A 22256-nucleotide genomic window follows, 5' to 3' on the forward strand; every position below is an offset into this window, starting at 1 on the left:
GACAAAAGATAGGCGTCCGTTTATATTTGGGTTGGGGAATGGCGTGATTTGGAACGATATATATTCGCGACGGCCATTCTTTTGTATAAAAACGAAGCGGGGGATAGCGGCTGGGGAAGGGCATTGGGAAAAAATGAAATGCAGAGGTGACGCGATGCGCAGTGCACGGTTCAAAAGGCGGGCTGTAGGTTTGGTTACGGCGTTGTTGGTCCTCGTAGCCGCCGCAGTCACCTTATTTTGGAATCGCTTACATACGGAGGGGGGCGAAGCTTTGCAGACGCCGGCGGCTCCGCCGGTCCATATGCGGAAGGCGGCTATTCGCGACGATGGCTCCTTCAAGAAGGCGGAATCGTTCGAAGGCGACGAGGTTCCTCCAGCCTGGCAGACAGAAGGGGGAGGGCGGCTCGCGCTGTCGGAAGCGCATTACAAGCACGGCTACCGTTCCCTCCGGTGGCAATGGGAGAAAGGGTCGAAGCTGGTCGTCCGCAAACCGCAATACTTGGAGCAGGCGGACGGCAGCAAGCGGGGAGGAATGAAGCTGTGGCTGTATAACGAGAAAGCGGTCGACGGCACGACGACGTTCCGCCTCGGCTCCGAACAGGACATGGCCGGCAGCGATCCGCGATACGTGTTCGAGATCGGGCTGAACTTCACCGGCTGGCGCGGCATGTGGATTCAGTTCAGGGAAGACGGGGCCAACCCAGGCTATAAGGGCGACGGCAAAGCGCCGCTGGAGAGGCTGGACATCGTGCCCCCGGCCCCGGCGGGGAGCCTGTTTATCGATGTGGTGGAATTCGCCGAGACGATTCCGGCGACGCGGTCGACCGACAATCAAGTGCCGTACGACCGCAAACGGTCGAACGGCGGTATTGGCGGGACATGGGATCGCAGCTACTACTGGAGCCAGCTCCAGCCGGACCTGCCGCTGCCGGAGCGGATCACGCCGGAAGAGAAGCGCGCGTTCGAGACGATCGCGAGCCGTTATGAGCAGTGGATTTACGGAGATCGGCCGGATTATACGCAGGAGCCGCTGCAGATTCGCGGGCAGGCCTTGCAGTCGTTCATTGCCAAGGGGCTGCAGAAATACGAGCAGCTAGGGCTGAAGCGGGACAGCAACGGCTACATAACCGGCCCGCCGCTGTTTTCCAGCCGGTCAACCCATGGGCCGGAGTTCGGCGAAGATGTGGCGCGGGCGATCTTTTTGCCGCTCGTGTTCGATTACAAGATCAACGGACGCGAAGCGAGCCGGAACAAAGCGCTGGATCTGTTCGATTATTTTCACGATCAAGGCTGGGCGGACGGAAGCGGTCTGGAGACGCTTGACCACGAAACGAATCGGACGAACGGTTACTTTCACGCCGTCTACTTGATGCGCAAGGAGCTGAAGGAAACCGGGAGGCTGACACGCGAGCTGGCGGCCGTCCGCTGGTACACGAATTTCGGCAAAACGTATGCCGCCGATCCGGGCGAGACGACCGCCGACGAAGTCCGCACCAAATTAATGTATAAGCTGCTGTACGTGCTGGCGCTCGACGACGGACCGGAGAAGGTCCGGGAAATGAAAGGACTTGTGCGCTGGGTGAACCGCGCGCTGGCCGTCGCTCCCGGGTTTGCCGGAACGATCAAGGAAGATTTCATGGGCTTTCATCACCGGGGCGTATATATGAGCGCTTATGCTCCGCAGGCGTTCCATATGGCCGCCTTGATCGCGTATTTGCTGCACGATACGCCGTTTGCGCTATCCAAGCAATCGACGGATAACGTGCGCGGCGCATTGCTTACGTTCCGGACGGTGTCGAACAAGTACGATGTGCCGGTCGGCGTCAGCGGACGGTTTCCGGCCAAAGACGGCATCGCGAACGAAATCGTCCCGGCCTACGCGTACATGGCGCTTGCCTCCGAGCCCGTCGACAAGGAGATGGCCGGCGCGTTTATGCGGCTGTGGGACCCGAAATCGCCTTACTTGAAGCAGGGACTGTTCCCGAACGCCGACAGCAGCGATGTCTCGTATCTGGACACGATCGGCGGACTCCAGCTCGCCTTGAAGCTTGCCGGCATGGGATTTCCGGCGGAACGAAGCCCGCAGGGCTACTGGATGAAGCCTTCGGCGGCAATGGGCATTATGCGCCGGGACGATTGGATGGTTTCGGTGAAGGGATGGAGCCAGTACGTGTTCGATTTCGAGTCGCAAGCGCCCAAAGCGGCCGATGCCGCACAGAAGGCGCAGGGCGGGCAAAACGTGTACGGCCGATATAACGGCTACGGCGCGATGCAGATTATGGCTGTCGGCGAGCCGGTCAATAAGAAAAATAACGGCTACGGACTCGACAACGGGTGGGATTGGAACCGTTGGCCCGGCGCTACGACCAAGCATCTGCCCTGGGCGGAGCGGTCTCGAAGGACCGGCAGCAAACCCGTTCGTTTACGGACGAAACGTTCGTCGGCGGCGTCGAGAGCGAAGGGCGCAACGGCATATTTGCGATGAAGCTGCACGATCCGGTCTACGATCCGACGTTCCGGGCGGAGAAGTCTTACTTTTTCTTCGATAACGAGGTGATTGCGCTCGGCTCCGGCATCCGGAATGACGACGGCGCGAACGCGACGGAAACGACGCTGTTTCAGTCGATGATGAACGATCCGGCGATGCCGATCCGGGTGCAGTCCGAGCAGCCCGTAACCGAGTTTCCTTACCGGTTCGAAGTGACGAAGGACGAGAAGGCGTGGCTGATGGATCCGTACGGCAACGGCTATGTGATTCCGCACGCCGGCGGCCTTCGCGTCGAGCGCAAGACGCAGTCTTCGCCCGATCAGAGCGGTAAAAAAACGGCGTCCGGCGCGTACAGCACCGCCTGGATCGACCACGGCGCGAGCCCGAAGGATGCGGGCTATGAATACGCGGTGCTCGTGCAAGCCGCGCCCGGGCAAGTAAAGCAATACGCAGAGGCCCCGAGCTACGAAGTGCTGCGCAAGGACAGCGGCGCACACATCGTCAAGCATCGGAAGCAGCAAGCGCTCGGCTACGTCATCTTCGACGAGCGCACGAACATCGAAGGCGGCGTCGTCCGCAAAACAAGCCGTCCGTCGATCATCATGGAGCAGGAAACCGGCAGCGGCATCGTACTCAGCGTCGCCGATCCCGATCTGAGGCTGCCGAAGCTGCCGGATCAGCGGATGGACGACGATGTCGCGCTGACGGCCGGCACGATGGAGACGGTACGTGTCGAGCTGAGAGGAAGCTGGAGGCCGGCGCAGCCGCTGCCGGGCGGCATCCGGATCGTTAGCCAAGGCGCCATGACGGCGCTGGAGTTCGACTGCAGCAGCGGGAAGACGATGGAAGTGGCGTTGACCCGGGCGATGTAACTACTTCGTCCGCGTTCACAGGTTCAAACCGAATACAAGGGGGAAGCAGCAATGTACAAAAAGACGGTAATGGCATTAACCTCGGCGGGACTGATCTTCGCGGCGGCCTGCTCGAATGGCGGAGGCGCGGGACAGCCGGCCGGCGGCCCGAGCCCCGGCGGCAGCACTACGGCGCCGAATGCGCAAAGCACGGAGCCTGTCAAGCTGACGTTCTACTCGTTCGGCGTTTCGCTGACGGATGCGGACTTCGATTATTTATTCGTACAGCCGCTCAAAAAGAAATTCCCGAACGTCACGCTCGACTGGATCAAAAGCGGCACCGGCGCGATGCCCGAAGATCTGGTGGCGGCGGGGAATATTCCGGACATCGTCTTCACGCCCAGCCCCCGGCTGTCGAACTATTATAAGCTGGGTATCCCTTATGACTTGACGGAGATGGTCAAGGGCCAATCGGTCGACATGAACAAGTTCGACGCCGTCGTGCTGGATAACATCCGGCAGTATGCGGGCAAGGGCGAGCTGCTCGGTCTGCCGTATACGGTCAACTATGCGGCTTTATATTACAATAAAGACTTGTTCGACAGCTTCGGCGTCCCGTATCCGACCGACGGCATGGACTGGGACCGGACGATCGAGCTGGCGCGCAAAATGACCGGGATGCAGAATGGCAAGCAGATCCGGGGGCTCGATCCGGGACATTTTACCGCCGTCGGCTCGGGACTCTCGCTTTCTTTCGTCGATGCCAAAACGAACAAGGCGCTGATCAATTCCGACGAGTGGCGCAGAGCGACGCGGCTGATCGAGGATATGTACCGCATCCCCGGCAACGAATTCAGCAAAGACCGCGATACGCCGAACAAGTCGCGCAATGCGTTTCTGAAAGACCGGAATATCGCGATGTATGCGTATTGGGCGAACGGCATGCTCGGCTTGTTTGAAGAAATGGAACAAAAGGGCGAGAAATTTAACTGGGATATGGTGACGCTGCCTAATTTCAAAGAAGCGCTCGGCAAAAACCGGACGGCGAATTCCCAGCTCATGACCATCTCCTCGACCGGAAAACACAAGGATGTCGCTTTCCAGGTTATCAACTATTTGACGTCGGACGAAGCGCAGACGATACTGGCCCGAACGGGGCGGCTGCCTGCGGTAAGCAAGCCGGAAATATTGAAAAGCTATGGCGCTGATCTGAAATCGCTGCAGGGGAAAAATGCCGCCATCGTCTCGAAGACGAAGCCGGCCAGCTTTCATCCAACGGCTTATGACGATATCGTTAATACGATATTGGAAAATGCGATCAAAGACGTTGTAAGCGGCAAGAAGGATGCGAATACCGCGCATCGCGAAGCGGAGGAGCAGGCGAACAAGGAGATCGCGGCCGAAATCGCGAGAACGGCGAAGTGATTGTTCCCCGCGATCGGCTCCAATGAGTGAAGGCTCGCGTCGCATAACGGCTCGGCGGTTGCCGTAGGGCGCTGTGCGAGGGAATGGTTTGACGGCTAGGGACAATGATGTAACGAACGGGAGGAACTGCGGATGAGTGAAGAACAACGGGCAGTCGAAGAGGGGCTGCCGGAACGATCCGGCGCACCGGCGGAGGAACGGATGCACGATGACGGCACGTTCGGTCAAGCGGAATCGTTCGAGGGAGAATCGGTTCCGGCGCAATGGAGCGCAGGCGGGGAAGGCGATGTGCAGCTGTCGCGCGCCCATTATAAGCATGGCCGGCAATGCTTGCGCTGGCAGTGGTCGGAAGGAAGCGCCTTGACCGTCACCCGTCCGCCGTATTTGGCGGAGGCGGGGCGCAGCCGAAACGGCGGTATCAAGCTATGGATTTACAGCGAATCGGCGGTGCAAGGGAAGCTGTCGTTTCGGTTTGGCTCCGAGCGGGAGCTGAACGAGCGCCGCCCGCGCTATGCGTTCGAAATCGGGATACACTTTACCGGCTGGCGGGGGTTCAACGTGCATTTTCGCGAGGACGGGGCGATCGGAGGGTCGCAGCAAGCAGAAGCGGAAGTAGCGGCAGGAGCGAGTCCGGTAGCGGCGTCGCGTTCTGCGGCTGCCGAAGCGGAGCCGCTCGAAGCGATGGAGATCCTCCCGCCGGAAGGGGTGGCGAGTGGCAGCATCTTCTTCGATATTATCGAATTCGTCGAGCATGTGCCGGCCTCGCGTTCATCCGACGAACAGATGCCGTTCGCCCGGCAGCGAACGAACGGAGGCAAGGGCGGCTCGTGGGATCGCTCCTTTCACTTCAGCCGGAAGCGGCCGCAGCTTCCGCCGGAGGAGACCATCACGGAGGCGCAGCGCCACGCGTTCGAGACGATCGCCCGCCGCTGCGACGATTGGGTGTATGGCGTGAACCCGGATACGGCAAGCGAGCCGATCCGCATCCGGTTCGAGGCGCTGCAGTCCTTCATCCGCTCCGGCTTGAAGCAGTATGACCGTCTCGGTCTGGTCCGTGACGAGAACGGTTATATGACCGGGATGCCTTTATTTTCGAGCCGCTCGGCGCATGGGCCGGAGTTCGGCAAGTCCGTATCGCGGACGATCTTTTTGCCGCTCGTGCTCGATTATAAAATCAACGGCAGCCCCGAAAGCAAGCGGAAGGCGCTCGATCTGTTCGATCACTTTCATGACCAAGGCTGGGCGGCAGGGAGCGGTCTGGAGACGCTCGATCACGAGACGAACCGGAATTCAGGCTACTTCCATGCGGTCTTCCTCATGCGCAAGGAGCTGCGGGAGACGGGTCGGCTGGAACGCGAATTGGCTGCGATGGACTGGTTTACGAATTTCGGTAAAACGTTCGGAACACCGGGCGTCGATTACACCGAGACGACTTCCGACGAAGTACGTACACGGTTTCATTACAAGCTGCTCTACGTACTGGCAATGGACGATATGCCGGAGAAAGTGCGGCGCATGAAAGGGCTGCTGCAATGGATGAATCATGCCCTCTCCATCGCTCCCGGCTACGCGGGGACGATCAAGCGCGATTACATGGGCTTTCATCACCGCGGCGTGTACATGAGCGCTTATGCGCCGAATGCTTATCACACGGCGGCGCTGATCATCTATCTGCTGCACGGCACGCCGTTCGCGCTGTCTCCGGCATCCGTGCATAACGTGAAGCAGGCGCTGCTGACGCTGCGCACCGTGACGAACAAATACGACGTGCCGGTCGGCATAAGCGGCAGATTTCCGACGAAAGGCGGGGTGACCAATGAGGTGCTGCCGGCCTATGCCTACATGGCGCTGTCCGGCGATCCCGTCGACACGGACATGGCAGGCGCGTTCATGCGGCTGTGGGACCCGGAGTCGCCATACTTGAAGGAGGAGCTGTTCCCCCTGGCCGATTCCAAGAACGTCCAATATATGGACACGATCGGCGGACTGCAGCTGATGCTGCGGCTGGCGGATGAAGGCTATGCGGCGGAACCGAGTCCGCAAGGATACTGGTTCAAGCCATCGGCAGCGCTTGCCGTGCTGCGGCGCGGCGATTGGATGGTCTCGACCAAAGGCTGGAGTCAGTATGTGTTCGACTTTGAAGCACATGGCAGACGAAATGCCGAATCCGCGATCAAGGTGACGGAAGGCGAGAACGTATACGGGCGGTACATCAGCTACGGCGCGATGCAGATTCTGGCTTCGGGCGAGCCGGTGAATGCGGAGGCCAGCGGCTATGCGCTGGACCGGGGCTGGGATTGGTGCCGCTGGCCCGGAGCGACGACGAAGCGCGTGCCGCTGGAGACGATGGAGGTCGGCAAAGGCGGCTCACCGGGCGGCATGTTCAACGAAAATACCCGTTCGTTCAGCGACGAGACATTTGTCGGCGGCGTGATGAGCGAAGGGAGCGACGGCGTATTTGCGATGAAGCTGCACGACACGGTGTTTGATCCGAGCTTCCGTGCGGTCAAATCGTACTTTTACTTCGGCCGCGAGGTGATCGCGCTCGGTTCGCAGATCCGGAATGACGATGCGGCGCATCGGACCGAGACGACGCTGTTCCAGTCGCATATGCCCGACCCGGCCATGGCCATGGCCGTCAACTCCGATCGGACGACCGTATTTCCGTACCGCTTCCGCTCCGGAGGAGCCGGTCCGTTCTGGATCGTCGACCCGTACGGGAACGGGTATGTCGTACCCGACCCGCAAGGGCTGCATGTGGAACGCGGCATGCAGTATTCCATGGATCATAGCGGCAGCATGCCGACCTCCGGCGCGTACGCGACCGCGTGGATCGACCATGGGACGAAGCCGGACGGGGCGGGATACGAGTACGCCGTTCTCGTGCAGGCATCGCCGGAGGAGGTCGAGGCTTACGCGAAGACGCCGCCGTACCGGGTGCTGCGCAAGGATGAGCAGGCGCATGTGGTTGAGCACGTAGAGGAGCGGGCGATCGGCTACGCGCTGTTCGATCCGCAGGCGCGCTTGACATGGGGGACGCTGCGAAGCGTGAATGCTCCGGTGCTGGCTATGGAGAAGGAACGCGGCGACGAGCTTACGCTCAGCGTGGCGGATCCGGATTTGCGGCTGCCGAAGCTGCCCAACCAGAAGATGGACGATCGTACCGCCTGGACGGCGGGCACGGCATCGCGGGTGCAGATCGAGCTTGCGGGCTGCTGGAAGCTGCCGGCGGATCGGCCGCATCCGTCCGTCCTTGCGGTGCGGCCGGATGCGCAGTCGACGGTGCTTGAGCTGGAATGCGCGAACGGCGAAACCGTAGAAGTGGTGCTCGTGAGAGCGACGTAAACAAGGAACGCGCACGGCGCTCGAAGGGAGCCGGGGGAGTTGAACGCAGCGGGGCGCGATCGGCATCGGCAGCCCTGGCCCGGATCGCCGCTAACCGATTCCAAGGAAGGGGAACCTTGAGATGTGGAAAAAATCCGTATGCATCACGCTGACGATCGTCTTGCCCGCGGCGCTGCTGGCCGCCTGCAGCCCGTCCGACAGCAAGGGAAAGGCGGCGCAAGAAGATAAGCGGCAGCCCGTCACCTTGAAGTTTTACACGGGGGATAAAGACTACGAGACGCGGTTCAAGAACGAAATTGCCGACAAAGTGAAGCAAAAATACCCATATATTTCGTTTGAATTCCAGGGGGCTGACAAAGGGAAGGAAATACAGGATCTCGTTGTCGCCGGAGAAAGTCCCGACATTTATTACCAAGGCTTGTCCGCCTTGGACAACAACTTGGTGAAATTTGATTTACAGTACGATTTGTCCGATTTGATCAAGAAAAATAATTTTGATTTGAGCCGGATCGACCCGGCTTATCTGGACATCATCAAGAACGCCTCGGCGACGTACGGCGGCAGCTACTTTGGCCTTCCCGTAACGGGCTATACGCCGGTGTTGTTCTACAACAAGGATATTTTCGATAAATTCGGCGTGCCGTACCCGAAGGACGGCATGACATGGGACGACGCCTATGCGATCGCGCAAAAGCTGAACCGGGTCGAGGACGGTGTTCAATACCGGGGCATGACGATGAATTTTACGTATTTGCTCGACAACAACCAGCTGGCGGCCCCGTATTTTCATCTCAAAGAAGATCGTGCGGCGATCCAGACGGATGCATGGAAATCGATCTTCGCCACGCTGTCGAAATTTTACCGGCTCCCGCTCGACAAGCCGCTGGATGACCGCAGCCGCGTCAAGGAAGTGAGCGCCTTTACGAAGGAGCGCGTCTCCGCGATGCATGCGGATGTGACCGCGGCAATCGAGAGCTTCCCGGACGATTTCACCCGCTGGGACATGGTTTCGCTTCCTACGATGAAGGAAGCGCCGGGAACGAACGCGATGGTCAATCCGCGATTTTATTACATTATGAGCTCGAGCAAGCATAAGGAAGAGGCATTCAAGGTGATAGATTTCGTACTGTCCGACGAAATGCAAATGGCGGCGAGCAAAGCGGGCAAAGCGACCGTCCTGAGCAAGCCGGACATCCAGAAGGCGTACAGCCAGGATTTCGCGGCGATGAAGGGGAAAAATACCGGCGCGCTGTACGTCAACAAATCGGTGAAGCCGGCTCCTCCGCGCGATCCGAAGCTGACGACCGTCTCCACAGCCTCGCCGCTCAACAAAGAGTTCAACAATGTCATCAAGGGTGTCAAAGACGTCAATACCGCACTGCGCGACCTCGAGGACAGCGTGAACAAGCTGATTGCCGCGGAAAAAAGCAAGTAAGCGGCGGGCCCGCGTCTGCGGGGATGCACAGGTAATCGCACAGCGCCGAACCGTAGTGCGATCATCACTGGAATGGCGAAGAACCTCAATCTCCAAGGAAAGCGTGGAGATTGAGGTTCTTTTTTGCGGGAATATTCGGTTCGAAACGGTTTGTCAAAGTGTACATATCCAAAGCGCGTGCCGCATGGCGCGGCGGCTGGTCGAATCCCGCGCTCGAAAAGGACAGCTCTTCTGATCATCATAGCGACAAGATGTCCCGCAAATCCGCTTCCGTCAATGCGGACAGCGATTCCTGCCCCGGCTGCACGACTTCATCGATGAGATGCTTCTTCTTTTGCTGAAGCTCGTACATTTTCTCCTCAACCGTCCCTTGCGCGACGAGCCGGATGACCTGCACCACGTTCTTCTGTCCGATGCGGTGGGCGCGGTCGGCGGCTTGCTGTTCGACGGCAGGGTTCCACCACAGGTCGTACAGAATGACGGTGTCCGCTCCGGTCAAGTTGAGCCCGGTGCCTCCGGCCTTTAACGAAATGAGGAACAAGTCGCGCGCGCCTTCGTTAAACTTCCGGCACAGCTCGACACGTTCGGCCGCAGGGGTGGAGCCGTCGAGATAGAAGAACGGCACCCCGCGGTAGCCGAGCTCGCGGCCGATCAGGGCGAGCATCTCGGTGAATTGCGAGAAGATGAGCATTCGTTTGCCGGCGCTGAGGCATTCCTCCACAATTTCCAGCAGCTGCTCGAATTTGGCCGAGCTGCCTGCATACGCTTCGACGAACAAAGCCGGGTGACAGCAGAGCTGGCGCAGCCGGGTCAAGCCGGCCAATATTTTGATCCGGTTTTGCTGAAACGTCTCTTCGTTCAAATGCTTCAGCGTTTCCTGTCGCAGTTTGGCGAGATAGGCGGCATACAGCTTTTTCTGCTCGTCCAGCAGCTCCGAGGCCTGGAGCGTCTCGATTTTCTCCGGCAGCTCCTTCAGCACATCGGATTTTAACCGCCGCAGCAAGAAAGGCCGCGCGCGCCTCGCTACCGTTTCCCGGGGCAGTTCGTTGAATGCCTTCCGCCGCGGGAACAGCTCCGGGAAGACGGCATCGAAGATCGACCACAGCTCTTCGAGCGAATTTTCCACGGGCGTACCGGTCAGCGCGAAGCGGTAACGCGCCTGAATCGCTTTGACGGCGTGGGCCGTTTGCGTGGCGTGGTTTTTGAACGCCTGCGCTTCGTCCAGAATGAGCGTATGGAACGGCTGCATAGCGTACTGCTCGATGTCCCGGCGCAGCAGCGGGTACGATGTAATGATGACGTCGGCCACGGCTGCGTCATGAATCGCATGAATTCGCTCCGACTTGCTGCCATCGGCGATGACCGCGCGAACGTCCGGCGCGAACTTCTTCAGCTCGTTATACCAGTTGTATACGAGCGAGGCGGGACAGACGATGACGGCCGGCCGCTGCTCCTCCCGGATCTCGGGCAGCACCGACACGAGGAATGCGATGCTCTGCAGCGTCTTCCCAAGCCCCATATCGTCGGCCAGAATACCACCGAACCGGTAATAGGCGAGCGTCTTCATCCATTGATAGCCGTATTTCTGGTAATCCCGCAGCACGCCTGCCAGCGAACCGGGAACGGGGAAGTCGAGATTGTCCGGGTTGCGCATATTGTCGAGCAGCTGCCGGAACGACTTGTCCAGCTTCACGGCGCGTCCTTGTTTCTCTGCGTCGATCAAGCGAAGGCCGCGAATGGCCGGCAGGCGAATGTCCGAGCCCTTCACATCCTGCTGCCGCATGCCCACTTCGTTCATCAGCCGGATGATCTCCTGAAATTCCGCCGTCTCCAGCGGCATCAGCGCCCCGGTCGGGAGCCGGTAATATTTGTGCTTCTCCTCCAGCGCTTGCAGCAGCTTGCGGATGTCCGACTCGGGGATGCCCTCCAGATCGAACTTGAACTCCAGCCATTCGGTCCGCTCATCGACCGTTACGGTCACTTTGGGCGGCGTATTCCCTACGTATAGCCGTTCCTTGACCGCAGTCGTGGCGTACACCTCGAGCAGCTTCTCCAGCTGCGGCACGGTATGGTACAGAAATTCGTATTCCGCATCCTCGTCGTCGAGGAAATAGCCGCTTTCCGTCTGAGCGAAGGCGTTTTGCTCCATCAAGTGCAGGATATGCGCTTCCCGCTCGCCGTCCCGCATCAAGATGCGCCCTTCGCCCCGCGCGGCACCTGGAGCCTCCAGCGGGTTCACGACGATATCGCCGTATTGAAACTCCAGCGCGGCGAGCAGCCGGTCCTTTACCCGGTCGAGGTACAGCCTTGCCTTCAGCGGCGTTTGCACGATGCGGTCGGATACCGCCTGGGCGATGTGCACGCTGCCCAGCTTCATCAGGCCGGGAACGACCTTTTCCATAAAAGGTTCCATCTGCTCCGGCGCGATTCGGATGTGCTGCTTGCGGGAGGCGTCGAGCATGTGCTTCAGCTCGGTCAACTGCCGTCCGCTGCTCTGCTGCAGCTTCAGCAGCTTCCCTTCATGAAGGACGGCGCCGTACGATTCCATAATCACGAGATCGTCCAGCCCTTGAACGTCAAGCTGGTAGCCGCCGGACGGCGTCTGGTCGAAGGCAAAGCGGAGCGGCAGCGGCCCATCGGACAGGTCGATGCCGTCGAACGTGCGGCCGTTCTGCTCCAGCTTGACCACCCGCGCTTCCAGCAGCTTCGGCAGCAGCTTGTCCCACAGAAACGGAGGGATAGGCAGCATCCGGTCGCCGCTGGTCACATAGGAAGGCTGCGAATACGGGTTCGTCGATTCGCGATACAGGTTCTCGTGATGCAGAGCCTCGATTAATAGGCGGATGACGGCGTCGTCCTGCGGATGGAAGACATGCAGCTCCGGCTCGTAGGTGAACTGCTTCGTAAAGCCGAACGGCTCGCTTTTGTCGATCGCGGATAAAAATGCTCGTATTTTTTGCACGATATACAGACGCTTCGGACCGACTTTGAACTCGACGCTGAACATATGCCGGCGGTACCCGTAAGGAAACAGCTTGCAGATGAATTCAACATCAAGCGGCGTTCTGGCGTCGAACGCTGTCCGCATCCCGCTTGACCGCCTCGTCCGGCTGTTGAACAGCTCCAGCACGCGGGTCATGAGCAGCGAGTCGCTCGGCGATATTCCCGAGGCTCCGCGCTCCGGCGAAGCGGGCTGCGGCGCGTATCTTGGCGTCAGCTGTCCATCGGGGATGACGCGGCTTTCGGGATGCAGCAGGGAGGGATACGACCGGCGGGTCTGCGTATCCGTCTGCAGCTCATCCCGCAGTTGGAGCAGCACGGCTGCGATATGCTTGCAGTAGTTATCGTAGGAATAATAGGCCGGGCATTCGCATTCCGCGTCCACATCGCCGTCTTCGTCAATCCTGACTGTTACCTCGTACTTGCTTTTCCCTTTGACCACCGCATGGTACACGTCCGTATCCCGATCGGAGCCGGTCAGGGTTACTCTGCCATCGTCATAATAGTCGGTTCCCCGCTCGTACGAGATCGGGCCGCACAGCTGTCTGATCCGTTGCTTCGTCAGTTGAAACCGCATGGATAGCTTCCTTTCTCTTGCGTCTTGCGTTCGTCGCACAGGCGTAATGGCTTCGGGCGCGAGGCTTTCCGGTGCGCGCCCGCCTACCGCAGGCTCCGAAGCCGCTCGGCTGCCGCTTCCGCCGCTTCGAGACCTGCCCAGAACAAGCCAAGCGCCGAATCGAGCTCTTCGACGCGGTTCGAGTCGGGAATCATTTCGAACAGGAAATGGCCGTTCTCGATCCGCTCGTCCCGGATGTTGAGCGATTCCAGCGTTTCTTTGTCCCACAGCCGCTCGTTCACCTCGCGGAGCACGGATACAAATTGCGAGCTTCGGCCGATGGATTCCTGAAGCTCCGGGCCGAGCGCGGTGCGCACGAATTCGACGGCCAGCTCTGGGTCGCTACAGCGGGACGGGATCATGAACGCATTGGCGATCAGCAGCGTTCCCTTCTCTTCTCCGAACGGCAGTGGGGCGACCTGCGGCTCGAATTCGAGCTGCTCGTTCCGCCAGCCGGCCAATTCGATTGAGGTTGTCAGCACCATACCGGTTTTGCCGCGGACAAAGGCGTCGGAATTGCGCAGAAATTTGGCGGAATTTACGGCGATCCGGTAACGGAACAACAGATCGTGAATAAAGGTCAAGGTTCGCACGAGCGGCTCTTTATCCTCATTACCGTCGAACTTGACGCCGTTCTGGAGTGCGATGACGGGCCAGCGGTTAAAGGCCGAATTCACCGAGAAGCCGTACTGATCGACGATGCCGTCGCCGTCCGTATCGACTGTCAGCTGGCGGGCCGCTGCGACGAATTCATCCCGCGTCCAATGCGGACCCGGCTTTTCGATGCCGTAGGCTTCGAATAGCTGCGGGTTGTAGGCCAGATAGACGGTGGAGAAGGTGACCGGCGCGGCGATAATCGCCTCCCCTTGACGGAAGGCGCCGGCCATGCGCGGATACATCGCCTGCAGGCTCTGCTCCAGCGGCTCTTGCAGATCGATGAAGTCGTCATCGCTGAGGCCGGACTCGAGGCACTGCCGGTCTCCGGCGAAAATGACGTCGGGCTGCAGCCCCATCTCGCTGCTGGCGCGGATCGATTCCCAGAAGTCGAGCGTCGGAAAGCTCATAAATTTCACGTCGACGTGACTGTACTTTTGCTGGAACGCATCGATAAGGGTCTGCATGCAGCTGTCGGCAAAATGGGACGGCGAGGTAGCCAGCACGCGCAGCACCTTGCGCTCGCTGACGGGAACGACAAGATCGGGGGAGACGATCGTGCCTTGCCCGACTTTTTTGACGATCAGGCGGTCCTTGAGCAGCTGGTCGAGCGACTTTCGAACCGAGGTGCGGCTCATGCCGTAATGCTTGCACAGCTCGTTCTCGGACAGCAAATATTCGCCGGGTTTAATGTAACCGGATAAAATTTGCTCGCGCAAAATATTGGCAAGCTTCGAGTAACGAAATTCATTTTCGCGTCGCATAGGATCAATCTTCCATTCTATATAGTAAATATGAATCATTATATATCAGATTGAAGCGAATATAAACGGAAGGGAGGGCAAATGGCCGGTCAATCATTTTTTTTGCAGTTGCATATGGCATTTCACGTCATGATCAAATATAATACAAGTATGATACATATATTTAATTCATAACCGCAGCAGAAAGGAATGATTTCCATGAAGATAGCCCGATTAGCGGTGCTCTTTGACCGCCAGGCGGCGGAGCGCCGGTGGCAGTACGGGTTGAATGCATTTGAACGCTACGTGGGCGAGCTGTTGAACGACGCAGGTATCCCGTATGCATGGCTCGACGATGTCGCGCAGTTGAAGCAGGCGTCGTATGACCTGGTGATCGCCGCATTGACGGACGAAAGCGCGCGTACCGCAGCCGCGTTGTGGGAGTACGCGGAGCAGGGAGGGACGCTGATCTCTTACGGCGGCGTGAATGCGCTTGCCCTTAAGCTGGGCTACGCTATGGAGAGTCCGGCCGGACCGGGCTACGCCAAGTGGGGAGCAGGCTATCCCAAGGCCGAGGCGGTACGCTTCCTGCGGGCTCAGCCGTGGCGGGAAGCGAAGGAGCCGGCGCCTTGCAGCGCATTCGGGGCGCTTGCCCTCTCGTCCCCGAACGGCGATCCGGCTGGTGCGGCCCGGCTTCGCTTCACGATCGGCGCTGGCGTACTTGACCGGTTCGCCGTCGATGTGGCGGATACGATCGTCCGGCTGCAGCAGGGCGGCATGCCCGTGCTGGAGGACGGCGCGCCTGCGCCTGACGGCAGCGCTCCGCTGGACGACAGCATCCTGAAGGCGGACGATCAGTCGGCGATGGACTGGATATGGGACCGGCGCACGACAGAGACGGGCGTGCCTTACTTTGCTTATCCGCATGCTGACTATTGGCGCGAAATCGTCATCGGCCATTTGCTGAAGACGGCCGCGGATCAAGGCTTGACGCTGCCGTTCATCGGCCGCTGGCCCGAAGGCGTCGAGCGCGTCGCGATGATCTCCCACGACAGCGACGGCAACAAGGACGAATACGCGCTCACGACGCTCGAGCTGATGAAGGAAGTCGGCGTACAGTCGTCGTGGTGCATGCTGGAGCCCGGCTACAGCAAGCCGGTGTACGATCTGATCAAGCGCGACGGGCATGAGCTTGCGTTTCATTACAATGCGCTGGAATCGCAGAAGGGCCGGTGGGACGCTGAGGAATTCGCGCGCCAATTCGCATGGCTGACAGAGGCGGCGGGTGTGAACGAGGTCGCCTCGAACAAAAATCATTACACGCGCTTCGAAGGCTGGGGCGAGTTGTTCGCTTTTTGCGAGTCGCACGGCATTCAGACCGATCAAACGAGAGGGCCGAGCAAGAAAGGCAATGTCGGCTTCTTGTTCGGCACATGCCATCCGTACGTGCCGGTGGCCTGGTCGAATGAGCGCAACCGCAGCTACGACGTGCTGGAAATCGGCTTTTTGACGCAAGATTTGGATTTATCCGACCATTGGGCCGACAGCAGCGTGATCGCACCGTTTCTGGAAGGAGTCGCTGACGTAGACGGTGTCGCGCATTTCCTGTTTCACCAGATTCATATTCAGAAGCACGAGTCGGTGCGCAATGCCCTGCGCCGTGTCGTATCGGAAGCGCGGGAGCGCGGATACGTATTCTGGACGGGGAAGCAGATCAATGACTGGCAGCGTGCCCGCAGAAATATAAGCATTGCCGCTCTGGACGATAGCGGCGCCGTCGAGACAGCCTCCGGGCAGCCGATTCCTGCCGGCGCCTTCGCCTGGGTTCCCGTCCCTGATGGAGCAACGGTACAGGATGAGGACACGGAGACGCATTTCGGCGTCGTTTGCGTGAAGCGGCCGCTTCGTTCCGCAAGCGGATCTATCAAAAGAGAGGATGATTTGCATGTCCAAACTGGCCATTGAAGGTGGCACACCCGCCCGCAGCAAGCCGCTGCCTCCGAACTATCCGGGCGCATCGGTGATGGGAGCGGAGGAAGCGGAGCAAGCGTCCAGAACGATCCTTGCCCGCTCGCCGTTCCGATATTACGGACCGGGTATGCAGCATGCGGTGCAGGCGCTGGAGGATGCGATGGCGAAGGATCTCGGCGTTCCGTACGTGCTCGGGGTCACATCCTGCACCGCGGCCCTGATCGTTGCGCTCAAAGCGCTCGGCATCGGCTACGGCGATAAGGTCATCGTTCCGGCCAAGACGTTCCTGGCCACGCCCGGCGCAGTCGTCTGCGCGGGAGCCGTCCCGGTGTTCGTCGACGTCGACGAAAGCCTCAATCTCGATCCGGGCGATCTGGAGCGGGTCATGGACGATGAGGTGAAAGCGATCATCGCCGTTTCCATCCTCGGCAATCCCGTCGATATGGAGCCTGTCATGGCGTTTGCCCGCAAACACGGCTTGTATGTCATCGAAGACGTGGCGCAGTCATGCGGCGCCAAGTACAAAGGATCGTATACCGGAACGATCGGCGATATCGGGGTGTTCAGCTTCCAGATGAACAAAGTGATCACGGCGGGCGAGGGCGGCGCGCTCGTGACGCGCGATCCCCAGCTGTTCGACCGGGCGGTCCGCTATCATGACCAGGGTATGTTCCGGCAAAAAGCCCGTTACGAAATGGACTCTCCGGAAGAAACGAATGCGTTTATCGGCCAAAACTACCGGATGAGCGAGCTGACCGGAGCGGTCATGATCGAGCAATGGCATAAGCTGGACGGGATCGTGGCCGCGATGAAGAAGCAATGCGGTTCCATCCGGGCATCGCTTGCGGCGGAGCTGCCGACGATGCGGTTTCGCAAGACGGCCGACCCGGACGGGGACATCGGCTCGAATCTGGGGATGATCATGCCTTCCGCCGAAGCCGCCCAGCAGTTCGTGAAGGCGCTTCATGCGGAGCGAATCGGCGTTTATATACTGTACGGAGGCAAGCCGGTCTATATGATTCCGCAGTTGTTCCACCAGCAGACAGCGGAGAAAGACAACTTCCCGTTCAATTATCCGTTCGAGCAGCCGGTTACGTATACGGAGAACATGTGCCCGAGCGCTGTCGATTTGATCCCGAGAACCGTCTATTTGCCGGTTAGCCCGACGCTGACCGATCAGGATGTGCGCGAAATTGTAGAGGGTATCGTGAAAGTATATAAGCACTTTTTCGTTCAAGTATAATACGAATTCGTACACGGGCCAGGAGGGATTGCGATGGAAAACCGGGAGCGCAAGCTGGCGCTGCACGGCGGAACGAAGGTCAAAACGGTGCCGTTCGGCAAAGGCAAACGGTTCGGGCTGGAGGAAGCGAAGGAGCTGCTCGAAGCGCTGGAGCAGAACACGTTGTTCTATCATGGAGGCAAAAAAGTAAAGCAATTTTTGAGCGATTTCAACGAGCTGTACGGCGTCCGGTACAGCGTGGCCGTTTCGTCGGGAACCGCGGCGATTCACGTTGCCCTCGGTGCGGCCGGGATTAGCGTCGGCGATGAGGTCATCACAAGTCCGATTACGGATCAAGGAACGATCGTCGGCATTTTATACCAGAACGCGATTCCGGTGTTTGCCGATCTGGACCCGCATACGTACAATCTGGATCCCAAATCGGTAGAGGCGCGGATCACGGACAAAACGAAAGCGATCGTTGCCGTTCATTTGGCAGGGAATCCATGCGATATGGATGCCATTATGGATATTGCGCGCAGGCATGGCCTGAAGGTGATCGAAGATTGCGCGCAAAGCTATTTGACCCGGTATAAGGGCCGGCTCGCCGGAACGATCGGAGATTACGGCTGCTTCAGCACGAACGACTTCAAGCATATGTCGACTGGCGACGGGGGGATCGTCACGGTTAATTCCGGCAGCGAAGCCGACTATTATGTCGCGCACGCCTTCGCCGATAAAAACTATCAGCGGTTCGGCGATGCGGTGTCCCGAGACTTGACATACCTCGCCCCGAACTACCGGATGACCGAGCTTCAGGGTGCGGTCGGCATCGCCCAACTGAAGAAGCTGCCGTGGATTTGCGAGCAGCGGCACCGGTATGGCGATCGGCTGACGGAAGGCATCCGCGACTTGCCGGGGATCAAGCCGCACCGCGTAACGGAAGACGACTGGAGCTCTTACTGGTTCTATATGCTGCGCGTGGACGAGGCGAAGCTCGGCTGCACGCGCGACGAGTTCTCGAAGGCGTTAGCGGCGGAAGGCATCCCGAATTCGGCCGGCTACATCCCGAAGGTCGTCTACATGCAGCCGTTGTTCCAGAACAAGCAGGCGTACCTCAACAGCCATTTTCCGTTCGAGCTGTCCGAGGCGTCTTACGCGCAGGGGATATGTCCGGAGGCGGAAGCGATATTGGAGACGGCGGTGCGCTTGCCGGTCAACGAGTTTTATACCGGGCAAGACGTAGAGGAGACGATCGAGGCGATACGGAAGGTCGCGGCATATTACGCCCGATAACCGGTAACGAGCAACGAGCCCTCATTGCGTACATTGATTTACGCTTATTATTATAGAAGCGATTTGTGAAGGCGATCATAATCAACGGCCAATCCCCGTTGCAGTCAGGAGCTGCTCCTGCTGCCGCGGGGGTTGGCTGTTTTTTTATTCGGATGAAGCCTGATTAGGGTCGCTTACGGAGCGGGAAATATGGGAAAACTAGGCTGTATCGGTTCCGGCGTCCAGATGAAACGGCGAAAGGAGGCGGCGAGAATGAAACCGCTGGACTACGGCGAAGACCGCGACATCAGCTATAGAGAAATGTTGTATTCCGTTCCTTCCTGGGTCATTGCCGTAGGGCTGCTGACCATTCCGTATACGGTAGCGAGCACGGTGCATTCGTCTGACGGCTGGATGTCCATCGTGATCGGCGGACTGGGCGCCACAGCTTTTTGTTTGATCAACATATTGCTTGGCTACCGGTTTCCGGGCCGAAGCTTCCTGGAGTACGCCTCCGCCTTAATATCCCGGCCGGCGGCTTCGCTCATTTGCATGGCGATGGCAGTTAATTTTGTGCTGTGGGTATCGTACGAAACGCGGGCGATGGCGGAAATCGCTACAATGTATTTATTTTTCCGGACGCCTTCCGAAATCATCGCGCTTGTGTTCATTCTGGTCGTCATCTATGCGGTAGCAGGGCAGCGGGAGGGCATCTTCCGTCTTCATTTGATGTTCATGCCGATCATTATCACGATTGCGCTCATCGTTATAGCAATGAGCATCCGTTCGATCCGTGTGGATCAGCTGTTGCCTTTCTGGACGTCAAGCTGGAAGGAAATATTGGAGGGGGCGAAGGTCAGCTCGTTTTCGTTCGTCGGCTTTGAATTTCTGCTCTTCTACATCCCGCTGATGAAAAAGCCGAAGAAGCCGGTGAGACTGGCCGTCATCGGCATGGGGATTCCGGTTACGCTCTATGTCATCTTTTTTTTCGCCACGATTGGCGTATTGGGACTGGAAGTGACCAGCAGCGTCCCATTCCCGTCGATCGAGCTGGCCAAATACAATGAGATTCAAGTGCTGGGCATGATTTTCGAGCGGTTCGAATCGGTGTTTTTTGTCGTGTGGGTGATGGCGATTTTCGGAACGGCCATGATCGGCTTCGATGTAGCGGTGCTTGGCTTGCAATCCGTATTTCCGCGCGTGCGCAAAAGACACTGGCTATATATGCTGGCCCCTTTCGTATACATCGGCGCCTTCGTGCCGAAAGGCCAAAACGAGCTGAATTCATTAGGCGTCATTCTCAGTTATGCCGGTGTCGTGACAGGCTGCGTCATTCCGAGCACCCTGCTCGTTGTAGCGATTTTGAGGAAAAAGAGAAAGCTATAGCCCTTCGGACATGATTAACCGCTAGGGCTTCATCGGCTTTGGCGGCATCGCTCTCTGTGTGAAGCGATTGCCGTTTTTTTGTCGTGCGCACGTTCTGCCAGTTCGGATTCATCAGCCGGATTGGCGGAAGAAGTGAACAAGTATATGAAAGAATAGCGGCGAAAGGACAATAGCAAGTAAAGATTTTACTAAAAAATTGACCTACAATGAAGACGGATTATAGAAAAGGGAGGAACACCGCTATGCTTGCTGTCCCGTCTTTTCAAATGCCGGAGGTGCGGCTTCCGCACATTCCGAGTGCCGAATTTATAATTACCGATTACGGCGCCGTCGGGGACGGAATAACGATGAACACGGCCGCTTTCGCCCGAGCGATTGAAGCTTGCGCCGCAGCTGGGGGAGGCAGAGTCGTCATCCCCAAGGGCATATGGCTGACCGGTCCGATCGGATTGAGAAGCCGTATCGAGTTGCACTCCCAGCGCGGTGCGCTCGTGATGTTCAGCCCGAATGCCGAGGACTATCCACTGATCGTATCGCGCTGGGAAGGCCATCAGGCGGTCCGTTCCACGCCTCCGCTGCACGGGTTCGAGCTGGAGCATGTCGCCATTACCGGCGAAGGAATATTTGACGGCAACGGAGATGCCTGGCGGCCGGTCAAACGCTTCAAAATGACCGACAGCCGCTGGAATGCGCTGCTTCGCTCCGGTGGAGCGGTCGATGAGGACAACGGAATATGGTGGCCGAACGAAGGGGCCATGCAGGGCGCGAAGGCGGTCGCGGCGCTGGCCGCGTCAGGAAAATACGAGCCGGAGGCTTATATTCCGTACCGAACGTATTTGCGGCCGGTGCTGCTGCATTTTCGAGGCTGCAAGCATGTGCTGCTCGAAGGGCCGACGTTTCAAAATTCGCCTGGCTGGAACCTGCACTTATTCGACTCTGAGCACATTACGATCCGCCGCGTGAACGTCCGCAATCCGTGGTATTCGCAGAACGGCGACGGGCTTGACCTGGAATCGTGCCGCCATGCGCTGATCGAAGACAGCACGTTCGATGTCGGGGACGACGCGATCTGCATGAAATCGGGCAAAAACGAGGAAGGCCGCCGGCTGGGCAAGCCGGTCGAGTACGTTACGGTGCGGCGCTGCACGGTGTTTCATGGGCACGGCGGCTTTGTAATCGGCAGCGAAATGTCCGGCGGCGCGCGATATATGGATATTGCCGATTGCGAATTCATCGGCACCGACTGCGGGCTGCGTTTCAAGAGCACTCGCGGCCGCGGCGGCGTCGTGGAGCATATTCGCATCCGCAATATTCGCATGAAAGATATCGGCGGCGCGGCGATCAGCTTCAATCTGTTCTATGAACAAAAGCGGCACGATGCGGGCGAAGTGCCCGTTTCGGAAGAAACGCCTATATTCCGCGGTATGCATATCGAGCATGTCCATTGCGCCGGGGCGCGCACCGCGATCGAGCTGAAAGGCTTGCCGGAAATGCCGATCCGGGAGTTGTCGTTCCGCAACGTCCTGATTCAGGCGGACCGCGGTATCGAGTGTTCGAACGCGGCGGACCTGCTGTTCGAGCAGATGACTGTGCTGCCGAAGTCGGGGCCGGTATGGAGCTTTCTGGACAGCCGCAACGTGAAGCTGCAGGAATGCGGCACGCTTGGTCCGGCGGAGCTGTTTGCTTATGTATCCGGTTCCCGATCAGAAGGCATTCAGTTCTCGGATTCGAAGCTTGGGGAAGCGGCGGCTGCGCTCAAGCGGGCGGACGACGTGAAGCCGGATGCGGTGAAGGGACTGTAGCGGTATGCGCGCGAAATGCTGGAAGCCGCTGCGGCGGGTTTTG

Annotated in this window: 12 protein-coding genes; 10 read left to right on the plus strand and 2 right to left on the minus strand. The window is 58.8% G+C overall.

Going from position 1 to position 22256, the window contains the following annotated elements; translation table 11 throughout:
- The first annotated feature begins 190 nt into the window (after positions 1 to 190).
- The 5 genes from KXG62_RS00145 (at position 191) to KXG62_RS00165 (ending at position 9544) form a co-directional block, all read left to right on the plus strand.
- Positions 191 to 2485, plus strand: a complete 2295-nt coding sequence (locus KXG62_RS00145) for a chondroitinase family polysaccharide lyase (RefSeq protein WP_218089878.1) — start codon at positions 191 to 193, stop codon at positions 2483 to 2485.
- Positions 2380 to 3360, plus strand: a complete 981-nt coding sequence (locus KXG62_RS33965) for a polysaccharide lyase family 8 super-sandwich domain-containing protein (RefSeq protein ID WP_246627258.1) — start codon at positions 2380 to 2382, stop codon at positions 3358 to 3360. Before KXG62_RS00145 ends, KXG62_RS33965 begins: the two co-directional genes overlap by 106 nt.
- 51 nt (positions 3361 to 3411) lie before the next feature.
- Positions 3412 to 4764, plus strand: a complete 1353-nt coding sequence (locus KXG62_RS00155; RefSeq protein WP_218089879.1) for an ABC transporter substrate-binding protein — start codon at positions 3412 to 3414, stop codon at positions 4762 to 4764.
- A 132-nt stretch (positions 4765 to 4896) separates the two neighbouring features.
- On the plus strand, positions 4897 to 8109 hold the full coding sequence (locus KXG62_RS00160) for a chondroitinase family polysaccharide lyase (protein WP_218089880.1): 3213 nt from the start codon (positions 4897 to 4899) through the stop codon (positions 8107 to 8109).
- A 121-nt stretch (positions 8110 to 8230) separates the two neighbouring features.
- On the plus strand, positions 8231 to 9544 hold the full coding sequence (locus KXG62_RS00165; protein ID WP_218089881.1) for an ABC transporter substrate-binding protein: 1314 nt from the start codon (positions 8231 to 8233) through the stop codon (positions 9542 to 9544).
- Positions 9545 to 9782: 238 nt separating this feature from the next.
- Here KXG62_RS00165 and KXG62_RS00170 read toward each other — a convergent pair whose 3' ends face one another.
- Complete coding sequence (locus tag KXG62_RS00170; RefSeq protein ID WP_218089882.1) at positions 9783 to 13121, minus strand: DEAD/DEAH box helicase; 3339 nt, start codon at positions 13119 to 13121, stop codon at positions 9783 to 9785.
- 83 nt (positions 13122 to 13204) lie between these two features.
- Positions 13205 to 14578 (minus strand): extracellular solute-binding protein, encoded by a 1374-nt coding sequence (locus tag KXG62_RS00175; RefSeq protein WP_218089883.1) that lies wholly within the window; start codon positions 14576 to 14578, stop codon positions 13205 to 13207.
- A 198-nt stretch (positions 14579 to 14776) separates the two neighbouring features.
- Between KXG62_RS00175 and KXG62_RS00180 the strand changes: the two genes are divergently transcribed.
- The 5 genes from KXG62_RS00180 (at position 14777) to KXG62_RS00200 (ending at position 22213) form a co-directional block, all read left to right on the plus strand.
- A complete protein-coding gene (locus KXG62_RS00180; RefSeq protein WP_246627227.1) occupies positions 14777 to 16522 on the plus strand; it encodes a polysaccharide deacetylase family protein in 1746 nt (581 codons plus the stop codon).
- Positions 16503 to 17771, plus strand: a complete 1269-nt coding sequence (locus KXG62_RS00185) for a DegT/DnrJ/EryC1/StrS family aminotransferase (protein ID WP_218089884.1) — start codon at positions 16503 to 16505, stop codon at positions 17769 to 17771. The genes KXG62_RS00180 and KXG62_RS00185 overlap by 20 nt, the downstream gene beginning before the upstream one ends.
- 33 nt (positions 17772 to 17804) lie before the next feature.
- Positions 17805 to 19046: a DegT/DnrJ/EryC1/StrS family aminotransferase gene (locus KXG62_RS00190; protein WP_218089885.1), complete on the plus strand. Its 1242-nt coding sequence runs from the start codon at positions 17805 to 17807 to the stop codon at positions 19044 to 19046.
- 252 nt (positions 19047 to 19298) lie between these two features.
- Complete coding sequence (locus KXG62_RS00195; RefSeq protein WP_218089886.1) at positions 19299 to 20411, plus strand: GerAB/ArcD/ProY family transporter; 1113 nt, start codon at positions 19299 to 19301, stop codon at positions 20409 to 20411.
- A 242-nt stretch (positions 20412 to 20653) separates the two neighbouring features.
- Positions 20654 to 22213: a glycoside hydrolase family 28 protein gene (locus KXG62_RS00200; protein WP_218089887.1), complete on the plus strand. Its 1560-nt coding sequence runs from the start codon at positions 20654 to 20656 to the stop codon at positions 22211 to 22213.
- The last annotated feature ends 43 nt before the right edge of the window (positions 22214 to 22256 follow it).

This window comes from Paenibacillus solanacearum, assembly GCF_910593845.1.
Lineage (GTDB): Bacteria > Bacillota > Bacilli > Paenibacillales > NBRC-103111 > Paenibacillus_G > Paenibacillus_G solanacearum.